The organism is Pseudomonas paraeruginosa PA7, from assembly GCF_000017205.1.
GTDB lineage: Bacteria > Pseudomonadota > Gammaproteobacteria > Pseudomonadales > Pseudomonadaceae > Pseudomonas > Pseudomonas paraeruginosa.
Map to the genome: position 1 here is coordinate 4,797,037 of NC_009656.1, position 12,184 is coordinate 4,809,220.

Here is a 12,184-nt window from a genome sequence, read left to right on the forward strand (position 1 = left end):
CTACGCCAGCCCCGCCAGGAGCAGCAGCCACCAGGCCAGCACCAGCAGTTGCACGAGGAAGCCGGCGAAGCGCAGCCAGACGAACAGCGCGGAAATGCTGAGCAGGTGCATCAGCGACTGGAACAGCCGCGCGCCGAGCAGCAGCGGCGCCAGCGGATCGGTCAGGCTGGTCTGTCCGCTGGCGATCGCGTAGAGCAGCACGCCGGCCAGCAGCGGCAGATTCTCCACGCAGTTGGCATGGGCACGGACCAGGCGCTGGCCGAAGCCGCCGGGGGTATTGCTGCCGTCGGCGGCGAAGGCGTTCACCGCCATGCGCCCGCCGAACACCAGCAGGCCACGCTGGCTGACCAGCAGGAAGACCAGCAACAGGGTCCAGGTGATCAGGCCGAGCAGGCAGATTGCGCTAGGGCTGAGAAACATGGATGACGCTCCTTCTTTCTATTGTGGTGGAAACCGCGAAGCGTCTGGATTCTAGGCCGGCTAGAGTAATTGCTCTATTCAACCCTTGCCGACCTTAAGTCGTGTTCTCGCGCGTCGGCCGCGCTCCCCCGCGTCACGGCGTCACCGGATCACCCACCGGCGGCGGCCCCCCTTTCGCGCGGGCAAAGAAAAGCCCCGCCGAAGCGGGGCCTTCCCTGCACGCAGCACTCAGGGCTGTCTTCTCATCAGAGCGAATCGAGATAGCGCTCCACATCCAGCGCGGCCATGCAGCCGGCGCCGGCCGAGGTGATCGCCTGGCGGTAGACGTGGTCTGCCACGTCACCGGCGGCGAACACGCCCGGTACGTTGGTCGCGGTGGCATTGCCTTCACGCCCGCCGTCGACCACCAGGTAGCCGTCCTTCAGGACCAACTGCCCCTCGAACAGCGAGGTATTGGGAGTATGGCCGATGGCGACGAACATGCCATCCACGGCGATCTCCTCGCTGCCGCCGTCACGCCTCTTCAGCCGCACGCCGGTGACGCCCATGGCGTCGCCGAGCACTTCGTCGACCTCGGCGTCGAGCTTGAGCACTATCCTGCCCTCGGCGACCCGCGCGCGCAGCTTGTCCTGGAGGATCTTCTCGGCGCGGAAGGTCCCGCGGCGATGCACCAGGGTAACCCGGCTGGCGATGTTGGCCAGGTACAGGGCCTCTTCCACGGCGGTATTGCCGCCACCGATCACCGCCACTTCGCGGTTGCGATAGAAGAAGCCGTCGCAGGTGGCGCAGGCCGACACGCCCTTGCCCATGAACGCCTGTTCCGACGGCAGCCCCAGGTAGCGCGCGCTGGCGCCGGTGGCGATGATCAGCGCGTCGCAGGTATAGGTGCCGTTGTCGCCCCGCAGGGTGAACGGCTTGCCGGCCAGGTCCACGGCATGGATGTGGTCGAAGACGATCTCGGTCTCGAAGCGCTCGGCGTGTTCCTGCATCCGCTGCATCAGCGCCGGGCCGGTGAGGCCATGGGGATCGCCGGGCCAGTTGTCGACCTCGGTGGTGGTGGTCAGCTGGCCGCCGGCCTGCATGCCGGTGATCAGCAGCGGCCTGAGGTTGGCGCGCGCGGCGTAGACGGCCGCGCTGTAACCGGCGGGGCCGGAACCGAGGATGATCACTCGGGCATGGCGAACGGTATCGGACATCTCGTCGAACTCCTGCCGACGTCAGTGTCGGCGCGAATAAAAACGGGGCCACCAAAGCACATGGGGAAGGCTTGGAAGGAGCGGTCGCCCCGGGAAAAGACTGGCCGGCCGCTCGCCGCGGCCGGCGACTGGGTTCACAGCGCCTCGGCGTTCTCGGCCAGGTACGCGGCCACGCCCGCGGCGCTCGCCTGCATGCCCTTCCGGCCCTTGCGCCAGCCGGCCGGACAGACTTCGCCGTGTTCCTCGGTGAACTGCAGGGCCTCGACCAGGCGCACCATCTCGTCCACCTCGCGCCCCAGCGGCAGGTTGTTCACCACCTGGTGCTGGACCACCCCGGCGCGGTCGATCAGGAACGACGCGCGCAAAGCCACTCCGTCGTCATGCTCGATGCCGTAGGCGCGGGTGATCTCGTGCTTGACGTCGGCGACCATGGTGAACTCGACCGCGCCGATGCCGCCCTTTTCCACCGGCGTGCTGCGCCAGGCGTGGTGGGTGAACTGCGAGTCGATGGACACGCCGACCACTTCCACGCCCAGCTCGCGGAACTTATCCATGCGGTTGTTGTGGGCGATGATTTCCGAAGGGCAGACGAAGGTGAAATCCAGGGGCCAGAAGAACAGCACCACGTACTTGCCGCGCAGGCTGGAAAGCTGGAAGGAATCGACGATGGATCCGTCGCCGAGCACCGCGGCGGCGTTGAAGTCGGGGGCTTGCTTGTTGACCAGTACACTCATCGATGACACTCCTGGAAAAGGGCTGGGTCGCGCCCGATGCCGCCGGGCTGCCGAAAGGATATGCGGCGCAGGTTACCCAGCCGCGACGATACATTGAAATGTCGAATTTCAATTCGCATGATAGAGACCGCCTATGCCGGTCTCCTCCGGCTAGACTCAGGCAGTCCCCCACTATCCCGGTCCCCGCATGCCCCTACGTTCGCGCCTGCTCCGGTTGTTCCTGCCGCTGCTGATCGTCAGCCTCGGCGGGATCTGGCTGCTGTCGGAAAGCATCCTGCTCAGCCGTTTCGACCGCGAGGACGAACGGCGCCTGCAGGAAGAGGCGCTGTTCCTGCAGAACAAGCTGGACTTCGAGCTCAAGCGCCACCTCGACATCGTCCACACCTACGCCTGGTGGAACGCCACCTATCGTTTCATCCAGAAGCCCGACGACGATTTCGAACGGGAGAACCTTGACCACGAGATGCTCGACGACCTCGGCTTCGACTTCGTCCTGTTCCTCGACGAGCGCGGGCGCGTGGCGCTCAGGCAGTGGTCGCCGGCCGCTCCCGGCCAGCGCGTGCTGTTCGGCGCACCCTCGGCGTCCGACCAGGAGCTGGCACAAGCCCTGGTACGGCGCGCCCTGGAGCTGGGCGCCATGGATTTCCGGCACGGCACCGGGCACAGCCTGAGCGAGCTGCTGCTGGTGGACAATCTGCCGACCCTGCTGGTCAGCGTGCCGATCAGCGACAACCAGGGCAGCGCCCCGCCGAAAGGGGTGATCCTCGCCGGCTATTTCCTCGACCAGGAGCGCCTGGGCGGCCTGCGCGAACAGATGAACGCCGACCTGCTGCCGCAGCCCAACGCGCCCACCGACCCGAGCTGGCGAGCCCTCCACAGCCGCACCGGAACCACCCGCAACCAGGCCCTGCTGAGCCCGCGGCGCTTCCTCGGCGAACACCGCCAGCAGGTCTCCCTGCAATACCTCAGCTCGCGCGGCGAGCCGCAGCTGCGCTTCGACATCACCACCCCGCGCCAGCTCTACCTGCAGGGCGAGAAGACCATCAACTTCTTCCTCGGCACCTCCCTGCTGGTCGCGCTGGGCGCCTTCCTGGTCGGCTACCTGGCCCTGGAACTGTGGGTCCTGCGCCGGGTCCAGCGGCTCAACCGGGAGGTCGCCGAGGTCGGCCGCAACAGCCACTCGGCGCGCCTGAGCGACTTCGGCAACGACGAGCTCGGGCAACTGGGCGGCGAGATGAACCAAATGCTCGAACGCCTCGAACACAGCGAGGCGCGCGACCGGGCGATCCTCCAGTCGATGCGCGACGGCTACTTCGAGATGGACACCGGGGGCGTGATCCTCACCGTCAACCCCGCGCTCTGTCAGTTGCTCGGCCACCCCTGCGAAACGCTGGTCGGCCATCCCTACTACGAACTGCTCGGCGAGGACGACCCGGCGCGCACCCGCCAGCCCTTCCAGCGCGCCATGCAGAGCGGCGCCGGGAAAACCTTCGCCGTGCCCCTCGAGCGCGCCGACGGCAGCCTCGGCTACTTCGAGGCCACGGTCTCGCTGGTCCACGACCTGCAGGGCGAACTGCGCGGCTACCGTGGCATCGTCCGCGACGTCAGCGACCAGGTCGCCTACCAGCAGCAATTGCTGGAAATGGCCTACCGCGACCCGCTGACCGGCCTGGGCAACCGCAAGGCCTTCGAGGAACAGCTCGGCCAGGCGTTGTTCCGCGCCGGCAACGGCGGCGCGGAGATCGCCCTGCTGTACCTGGACCTGGACCGCTTCAAGGAAGTCAACGACCGCTTCGGCCACGACATCGGCGACGCCCTGCTGAGGACCGTCGCCGAGCGCCTGCGCAACACCCTGCGGCAACCGGACAAGGCCTATCGCCTGGGCGGCGACGAGTTCGCCGTGCTCCTCGAGGACAGCCAGGCGAACAGCCCCGCGCGCCTCGCCGAACGGCTGCTGGCGGCGCTGGTCCAGCCCATCGCGCTGGGCGGCGAGCACATCGACTTCGTCACCCCGAGCATCGGCATCGCGCTTTATCCACGGCATGCCGGCGACGCCGAGGGCCTGGTGCGCGCCGCCGACAGCGCCATGTACCAGGCCAAGCGACAACGCAACCGCTACTGCCTGTACCAGGCGCCCTCCTGAAATGCCCGGTCAAACACGCCCTGTCCCGGGCTTTCGCGAGTCTGCTAAGGTTTCTGCCCGCCCCCCATTGGAGAGCCCCTACCCATGCCAGCCCTGAGCGGCCCGCAATACCTCGGCGAAGGCCTGAAGCTGATCATGCGCCCCGGCCTGCGCCTGTTCGTGCTGATCCCCCTGAGCATCAACCTGCTGGTGTTCGCCCTGCTGATCGGCTTCGCCATGCAGCAGTTCAGCCACTGGGTCGACCTGCTGATGCCCAGCCTGCCCGACTGGCTGGGCTTCCTGCAGTACATCGTCTGGCCACTGTTCGTCCTGCTGGTGCTGGTGATCGTGTTCTTCACCTTCACCATGGTCGCCAACATCATCTCCGCGCCGTTCAACGGCTTCCTCTCGGAAAAGGTCGAGGTGGTGGTTCGCGGCCGCGACGACTTCCCGCCGTTCAGCTGGGCCGAACTGCTGGCGATGATCCCGCGCACCATGGGCCGGGAGATGCGCAAGCTCGCCTACTTCCTGCCGCGCGCGCTGGTGCTGCTGGTGCTGAGCTTCGTGCCCGGGGTCAACCTGGTCGCCACGCCGCTGTGGATCCTCTTCGGCATCTGGATGATGGCGGTGCAGTACATCGACTACCCGGCGGACAACCACAAGCTCGGCTGGAACGAGATGCTCGCCTGGCTGCGCAGCAAGCGCTGGGCCTGCATGGGCTTCGGCGGGATGACCTACCTGGCGCTGCTGATCCCGCTGGTCAACCTGGTGATGATGCCCGCCGCCGTCGCCGGCGCGACCCTGTTCTGGGTCCGCGAGGAAGGCGAGAAGGCGCTGGTCAGGTAATCGCCCCGCCGGTCTCGCCTGTCGGCATTGTCATCCTGGCGTCACCGGCCTGACAGCGCCGACCGGGCACACTGCAACGGCCCTCGGGAGCGTCGGCGCGGACCGCAGCCGAGACCCGCGCCAGCCCTTGCAGACCGGCGAGACGCTGCCGAACCCGACTGGCCGCCCGTGCCCTCCCCACGCAGGCGGCCTTTTTTATGCCCGCCCGCCGCCCGGGCAGGATGGCCGCCGTCCACCCCCTTGCTGTCCGCAACGCCCCCCTCCGCCCGTACCAGCTGGCACTACAGTGGCAACCAGGCGAAGCGGGCCGCGCCCCGCATTCGTCGACCCCGGTTCCCCACACCGCCTTTCGGCGGACGACAAGAAGAGGGTCGCCATGTCACGTTCCGCGCTCACCAGACTGTTGCTGTCCTGCATCCTGCTGGTCCTTTCCCACCCCTCGCGGGCCGACGACCTGCCCTACCGCTTCGGCCTGGGCAAGGCGGACATCACCGGCGAAGCCGCCGAAGTCGGCATGATGGGTTACTCGTCCCTCGAACAGAAGACCGCCGGCATCCACATGCGCCAGTGGGCACGCGCCTTCGTCATCGAGGAACCGGCCAGCGGACGCCGCCTGGTCTACGTCAACACCGACCTGGGGATGATCTTCCAGGCCGTGCACCTGAAGGTCCTGGCCCGGCTCAAGGCGAAGTACCCCGGGATCTACGACGAGAACAACGTGATGCTGGCCGCCACCCACACCCACTCCGGTCCGGGCGGCTTCTCCCACTACGCGATGTACAACCTTTCGGTGCTCGGCTTCCAGGAAAAGACCTTCGACGCCATCGTCGACGGTATCGTCCGCGCCATCGAGCGGGCCCAGGCCAGGCTGCAGCCCGGCCGCCTGTTCTACGGCAGCGGCGAGCTGCGCAACGCCAGCCGCAACCGCTCGCTGCTGTCGCACCTGAAGAACCCGGACATCGCCGGCTACGAGGACGGCATCGATCCGCAGATGAGCGTGCTCAGCTTCGTCGACGCCAACGGCGAGCTGGCCGGGGCGATCAGCTGGTTCCCGGTGCACAGCACCTCCATGACCAACGCCAACCGCCTGATCTCACCGGACAACAAGGGCTACGCCAGCTACCACTGGGAGCGCGACGTCAGCCGCAAGGCCGGCTTCGTCGCGGCCTTCGCCCAGACCAACGCCGGCAACCTGTCGCCCAACCTGAACCTGAAGCCCGGTTCCGGCCCCTTCGACAACGAGTTCGACAACACCCGCGAGATCGGCCTGCGCCAGTTCGCCAAGGCCTACCAGATCGCCGGCGAGAACCAGGAAGAGGTGCTCGGCGAACTGGATTCGCGCTTCCGCTTCGTCGATTTCACCCGCCTGCCGATCCGCCCCGAGTTCACCGACGGCCAGCCGCACCAGCTATGCAGCGCAGCCATCGGCACCAGCCTGGCCGCCGGCAGCACCGAGGACGGCCCCGGGCCGCTGGGCCTGGAGGAAGGCAACAACCCGTTCCTCTCGGCCCTCGGCGGGCTGCTCACCGGAGTACCGCCGAAGGAGCTGGTGCAGTGCCAGGCGGAAAAGACCATCCTCGCCGACACCGGCAACAAGCAACCCTACCCCTGGACGCCGACCGTGCTGCCGATCCAGATGTTCCGCATCGGCCAGTTGGAACTGCTCGGCGCCCCGGCGGAATTCACCGTCATGGCCGGCGTGCGCATCCGCCGCGCGGTGCAGGCGGCCAGCGAGGCGGCCGGCATCCGCCACGTGATCTTCAACGGCTACGCCAACGCCTATGCCAGCTACGTCACCACCCGCGAGGAATACGCCGCCCAGGAATACGAGGGCGGCTCGACCCTCTACGGGCCCTGGACCCAGGCCGCCTACCAGCAACTCTTCGTCGACATGGCGGTGGCGCTGCGCGAGCGCCTGCCGGTGGAAACCTCGGCTATCGCGCCGGACCTGTCCTGCTGCCAGATGAACTTCCAGACCGGAGTAGTGGCCGACGATCCTTATATCGGCAGGTCCTTCGGCGACGTGTTGCAACAACCCAGGGAAAGTTATCGCATCGGCGACAAAGTGACAGTCACTTTCGTGACCGGACATCCAAAGAATGACTTGCGCACCGAGAAAACCTTCCTGGAAGTGGTGTATATCGGCAAGGATGGAAAACAGACTCCCATGACCATTGCCACCGATAATGACTGGGATACCCAATACCACTGGGAGAGAGTGGGTATATCAGCATCGAAAGCGACTATTAGCTGGACCATTCCACCAGGAACCGAACCGGGCCACTACTACATCAGGCACTATGGCAACAAGAAGAACTTCTGGACCCAGAAAATCAGCGAGATCGGCGGTTCGACCCGTTCCTTCGAGGTGCTCGGCACCGCTCCTTAGTGGACTCCAGCCAAGGCTTGAGATTCGCAAGGCAACTTTATGACGCATGAAAAACGTCAAATAAAATGTGACGAGCAACACGTAAAAAAGTGAAACTTCATTCAACCGAGAAGGGCATGGAAAACCATTTCCATGCCCTTCTTTTTCTACCTTGAAAAAAATTCTTAAGTTGTCGCTCAAAGTCATATCGGAGTCGCTTTCGGACCCAACCGATAAATTATCGCCATGAAATCATCAGTTCGCAGACTCCCCTACCGAAAAACAGCGAAGACGCTTAATCATCTCGAAACAAGAAGTACGCAGATTGATGGAAACCAAAAAACCACCTGGAAAATAAAACGATGACCGAAAACTGGAAATTCCGCCGTCGAACCTTTCTCAAGCACAGCGCCCAGGCCGCTACCCTGGCCGGCCTTTCCGGGCTGTTCCCGGATACCCTCCGGCGCGCCCTGGCCATCGAGCCGGACATTCGCACCGGAACCATCCAGGACGTCCAGCACGTGGTCATCCTGATGCAGGAGAACCGCAGCTTCGATCACTACTTCGGCCACCTCAACGGCGTCCGCGGCTTCAACGATCCTCGCGCGCTCAAGCGCCAGGACGGCAAGCCGGTCTGGTATCAGAACTACAAGTACGAGTTCTCCCCCTATCACTGGGATACCAAGGTCACCAGCGCCCAGTGGGTGAGTTCGCAGAACCACGAATGGTCAGCCTTCCATGCGATCTGGAACCAGGGTCGCAACGACAAGTGGATGGCGGTGCAGTACCCCGAAGCCATGGGCTACTTCAAGCGCGGCGACATTCCCTACTACTATGCCCTGGCCGATGCCTTCACTCTGTGCGAGGCCTACCACCAGTCAATGTTGGGCCCTACCAATCCGAACCGCCTCTATCACATGAGCGGACGCGCCGCTCCCAGCGGCGACGGCAAGGGCGTACACATCGGCAACGACATGGGCGATGGCACCATCGGTGCCAGCGGCACGGTGGACTGGACCACCTATCCCGAGCGGCTCAGCGCCGCCGGCGTGGACTGGCGGATCTATCAGGAAGGCGGCTACCGTTCCTCGTCGCTCTGGTACCTATACGTCGACGCCTACTGGAAATACCGCCTCCAGGAGCAGAACAACTACGACTGCAACGCCCTCGCCTGGTTCAGGAACTTCAAGAACGCCCCGCGCGATTCGGACCTCTGGCAGCGCGCCATGCTCGCCCGCGGCGTCGACCAGTTGCGCAAGGACGTACAGGAAAACACGCTGCCGCAGGTATCCTGGATCGTCGCGCCATACTGTTACTGCGAGCATCCCTGGTGGGGTCCCTCGTTCGGCGAGTACTACGTGACCCGGGTGCTCGACGCACTGACCAGCAACCCCGAGGTCTGGGCCAGGACCGTGTTCATCCTCAACTACGACGAGGGCGACGGCTTCTATGATCATGCCAGCGTCCCGGTGCCGCCGTGGAAGGATGGAGTCGGCCTTTCCACGGTCAGTACCGCCGGCGAGATCGAGGCATCCAGCGGTCTGCCCATCGGGCTCGGCCACCGCGTCCCGCTGATCGCCATCTCGCCCTGGTCGAAGGGCGGCAAGGTCAGCGCCGAAGTATTCGACCATACCTCGGTGCTGCGCTTCCTTGAACGCCGCTTCGGCGTCGTCGAGGAAAACATCTCGCCCTGGCGGCGCGCCGTCTGCGGCGACCTCACATCGCTGTTCGACTTCCAGGGCGCAGGCGATACCCAGGTCGCCCCCGACCTGACCAACGTCCCACAGAGCGACGCGCGCAAGGAGGACGCCTACTGGCAGCAGTTCTACCGGCCCAGCCCCAAGTACTGGTCCTATGAGCCCAAGAGCCTGCCCAGCCAGGAAAAGGGCCAACGCCCTGCCCTCGCGGTGCCCTACCAGTTGCACGCCACTCTGGACATCGACGTCGCCGCCGGCAAGCTGCGCCTGGCCCTGGGCAACGACGGCGTGAGCCTACCGAGCAATCCGCAGGGACATTCCGCCGCGGTATTCCAGGTGCAGCCACGGGAAGTCGGCAATCCGCGCTTCTATACCGTGACCAGCTATCCGGTGGTCCAGGAAAGCGGAGAGGAGCTGGGCCGCACGCTTAGCGACGAACTCGACGACCTGCTCGACGCCAATGGCCGCTACGCCTTCGAGGTGCATGGCCCCAACGGCTTCTTCCGCGAATTCCACGGCAACCTGCATCTCGCCGCGCAGATGGCCCGGCCCGAGGTATCGGTCACCTATCAACGCAACGGCAATCTGCAGTTGAACATCCGCAATCTCGGCCAACTGCCGTGCAGCGTGACGGTGACGCCGAACCCGGTCTATACCCAGGAGGGCAGCCGCCGCTATGAACTCGAACCGAACCAGGCGATCAGTGAGGTGTGGTTGCTGCGCAGCAGCCAGGGTTGGTACGACCTTAGCGTGACCGCCAGCAACACCGAGACCAACTATCTCCGCCGCCTGGCCGGACACGTGGAGACCGGCAAGCCGAGCAAGAGCGATCCGCTGTTCGACATTGCAGCGACCTGAAGCGAGGAGTCCACCGCATGAAATCCACCCTGACCTGGACATTGCTGGCCCTGTTGCTCTGCGGCGCAGCCATCGGCTCTGTCCTGCTGTTCTATCCACCGACGCCAGCGCCCATCGCGCAAACTCCGCAGGCCACATCGACGCCGAACCTCTCCACGCCCTCCCGAGCCCCAGAGATGACTACAGCCACCGCCCCCGACAACCTGGAACGACAACTCGGCGAATTCAGCCGCAGCGCCGCGCAAATGTCCGAGATCGAACGCAAGCAGGCCGCCGAAAGCCTGATCGAGCAACTGAAGCGCGAGGTGGTGGTCGGCGCCGATCCGCGCCAGACCTTCGAGGAAATCCAGCGCCTGACGCCCTATGTGGAGACCGATGCCAGGCGCCGCGAGGCGCTCGACTTCGAGATATGGATGGCGCTCAAGGATAGCGCCGCCATCCAACAGCAACCACCGACGCCCGGCGAGGAAGAACAACTGCGGGAATACGCGCAGGAGTCGGACAAGGCGATCGCCGAGGTGCTCGCCAGCGTCGAAGGCGAGGAGCAACGTCACGCCGCCATCGACGAACGCCTCAAGGCCCTGCGCAAGCAGATCTTCGGCGAAGAGAACCCGCGCCTGCTGCAGCGCTGAAAGCCACCGCGCCCCGACAAGGGCGCCGTCATCAAGTCATCACGAAAACGTCACATCCGCTACACGGCGCCGGTCGACACTGGCGTCATGAGCAGACCCCTGAGCATCGCCCTGATCAGCGAAACCTATCCGCCGGAAGTCAACGGCGTCGCCAACACCCTGGGACGCCTGCACGCCGGCCTCCAGCAGCTCGGCCACCGGGTCCAGGTGGTGCGCCCGCGCCAACCGGGCGACGATGGCCGGCGCAGCGATGCCGAGCTGCTGCTGACCCGCGGCTGGCCGCTGCCCGGCTACCCCGGCCTGCAATGGGGTATGTCGAGCCTGCACAAGCTGCTGCGCTGCTGGAAACGCCAGCGCCCCGACGTGCTTTACATCGCCACCGAAGGCCCGCTCGGCTTCTCCGCCCTGCGCGCCGCGCGGCGCCTGGGCATCCCGGCGGTCAGCGGCTTCCACACCAACTTCCAGCAGTACAGCGAGCACTACGGCTTCGGCCCGCTGACCCGGCTGGTCACCGGCTACCTGCGCTGGTTCCACAACCGCACGCAGATGACCCTGGTGCCCAGCGGCAGCCAGCGCATGGAATTGCAGCGGCGCGGTTTCGAACGCCTCAACCTGCTCTCGCGCGGGGTCGACAGCCAACTTTTCCACCCCTCCCGCCGCGATCCCGAGCTGCGCCGGCGCTGGGGCCTGGGCGAACAGGACATCGCCGTGCTGCACGTCGGCCGGCTGGCCGCGGAGAAGAACCTCGGCCTGCTCGGCGGCAGCTTCCGCGCGCTCTGTGCCGCCCATCCACAGCTGAAGCTGCGCCTGGTGCTGGTGGGTGACGGGCCGGAACGCAAGCACCTCGAACGCGACCTGCCCGAAGCGCTGTTCTGCGGCGTGCAGCGCGGCGAGACCCTGGCCGCCCACTACGCCTCCGGCGACCTGTTCCTCTTCCCGAGCCTGTCGGAAACCTTCGGCAACGTGGTCCTCGAAGCCCAGGCCGCCGGCCTCGCGGTGGTGGCCTTCGACCAGGCGGCCGCCGGCCAGCACATCCGCCACGGGCACAACGGCGTGCTCGCCGCGCCGGGCGACAACGCCGGCTTCGTCGAAGTCGCCAGCTGGCTGCTGGGCGATCAGGAGCGCCTGCGCCGGGTCCGTCTCAACGCCCGCCAGCACGCCAGCCGGCAAGGCTGGGAGAGCATCGTCGAACATTTCCAGAACTACCTGGAAGACGCCTGCGCCAGCCCGCTGCTCCAGCCCGCCCCGGCCAGGCCCGAGCGGCCGCCGGCGGAGGATGGCGGAGCCTTGCCGCGCAGCCGCGAGTGAACC

The 12,184-nt window shown here is 65.9% G+C and carries 9 protein-coding genes; 6 read left to right on the forward strand and 3 right to left on the reverse strand.

Features of this window, described 5'->3' with window-relative positions; translation table 11 throughout:
- The 3 genes from PSPA7_RS22210 to PSPA7_RS22220 form a co-directional block, all read right to left on the reverse strand.
- Positions 1 to 420 (reverse strand): MAPEG family protein, encoded by a 420-nt coding sequence (locus PSPA7_RS22210; protein ID WP_012076976.1) that lies wholly within the window; start codon positions 418 to 420, stop codon positions 1 to 3.
- A 245-nt stretch (positions 421 to 665) separates the two neighbouring features.
- Complete coding sequence (gene trxB, locus PSPA7_RS22215) at positions 666 to 1,616, reverse strand: thioredoxin-disulfide reductase (RefSeq protein WP_012076977.1); 951 nt, start codon at positions 1,614 to 1,616, stop codon at positions 666 to 668.
- 134 nt (positions 1,617 to 1,750) lie between these two features.
- Positions 1,751 to 2,350, reverse strand: a complete 600-nt coding sequence (locus PSPA7_RS22220) for a peroxiredoxin (protein WP_003154473.1) — start codon at positions 2,348 to 2,350, stop codon at positions 1,751 to 1,753.
- A gap of 187 nt (positions 2,351 to 2,537) precedes the next feature.
- Between PSPA7_RS22220 and PSPA7_RS22225 the strand changes: the two genes are divergently transcribed.
- The 6 genes from PSPA7_RS22225 (at position 2,538) to PSPA7_RS22250 (ending at position 12,181) form a co-directional block, all read left to right on the forward strand.
- Positions 2,538 to 4,493: a sensor domain-containing diguanylate cyclase gene (locus PSPA7_RS22225; protein ID WP_012076978.1), complete on the forward strand. Its 1,956-nt coding sequence runs from the start codon at positions 2,538 to 2,540 to the stop codon at positions 4,491 to 4,493.
- An 84-nt stretch (positions 4,494 to 4,577) separates the two neighbouring features.
- Positions 4,578 to 5,318, forward strand: a complete 741-nt coding sequence (gene cysZ, locus PSPA7_RS22230; RefSeq protein WP_012076979.1) for a sulfate transporter CysZ — start codon at positions 4,578 to 4,580, stop codon at positions 5,316 to 5,318.
- A 376-nt stretch (positions 5,319 to 5,694) separates the two neighbouring features.
- On the forward strand, positions 5,695 to 7,707 hold the full coding sequence (gene cerN / locus PSPA7_RS22235) for a ceramidase CerN (protein ID WP_004367285.1): 2,013 nt from the start codon (positions 5,695 to 5,697) through the stop codon (positions 7,705 to 7,707).
- A 341-nt stretch (positions 7,708 to 8,048) separates the two neighbouring features.
- Positions 8,049 to 10,241 carry a phosphocholine-specific phospholipase C gene (locus PSPA7_RS22240; protein WP_012076980.1) on the forward strand — a complete coding sequence of 731 codons (2,193 nt, stop codon included), beginning with the start codon at positions 8,049 to 8,051 and terminating at the stop codon, positions 10,239 to 10,241.
- A gap of 17 nt (positions 10,242 to 10,258) precedes the next feature.
- Positions 10,259 to 10,873 (forward strand): phospholipase C accessory protein PlcR, encoded by a 615-nt coding sequence (gene plcR / locus PSPA7_RS22245; protein ID WP_004367282.1) that lies wholly within the window; start codon positions 10,259 to 10,261, stop codon positions 10,871 to 10,873.
- A gap of 87 nt (positions 10,874 to 10,960) precedes the next feature.
- On the forward strand, positions 10,961 to 12,181 hold the full coding sequence (locus PSPA7_RS22250; RefSeq protein WP_012076981.1) for a glycosyltransferase family 4 protein: 1,221 nt from the start codon (positions 10,961 to 10,963) through the stop codon (positions 12,179 to 12,181).
- Positions 12,182 to 12,184 lie beyond the last annotated feature (3 nt).

Coding starts and splice junctions, on each gene's coding strand:
- PSPA7_RS22225 (WP_012076978.1), top strand. CDS start 2,538: ATGCCCCTACGTTCGCGCCTGCTCCGGTTGTTCCTGCCGCTGCTGATC.
- plcR (WP_004367282.1), top strand. CDS start 10,259: ATGAAATCCACCCTGACCTGGACATTGCTGGCCCTGTTGCTCTGCGGC.
- cerN (WP_004367285.1), top strand. CDS start 5,695: ATGTCACGTTCCGCGCTCACCAGACTGTTGCTGTCCTGCATCCTGCTG.
- cysZ (WP_012076979.1), top strand. CDS start 4,578: ATGCCAGCCCTGAGCGGCCCGCAATACCTCGGCGAAGGCCTGAAGCTG.
- trxB (WP_012076977.1), bottom strand. CDS start 1,616: ATGTCCGATACCGTTCGCCATGCCCGAGTGATCATCCTCGGTTCCGGC.
- PSPA7_RS22220 (WP_003154473.1), bottom strand. CDS start 2,350: ATGAGTGTACTGGTCAACAAGCAAGCCCCCGACTTCAACGCCGCCGCG.
- PSPA7_RS22240 (WP_012076980.1), top strand. CDS start 8,049: ATGACCGAAAACTGGAAATTCCGCCGTCGAACCTTTCTCAAGCACAGC.
- PSPA7_RS22210 (WP_012076976.1), bottom strand. CDS start 420: ATGTTTCTCAGCCCTAGCGCAATCTGCCTGCTCGGCCTGATCACCTGG.
- PSPA7_RS22250 (WP_012076981.1), top strand. CDS start 10,961: ATGAGCAGACCCCTGAGCATCGCCCTGATCAGCGAAACCTATCCGCCG.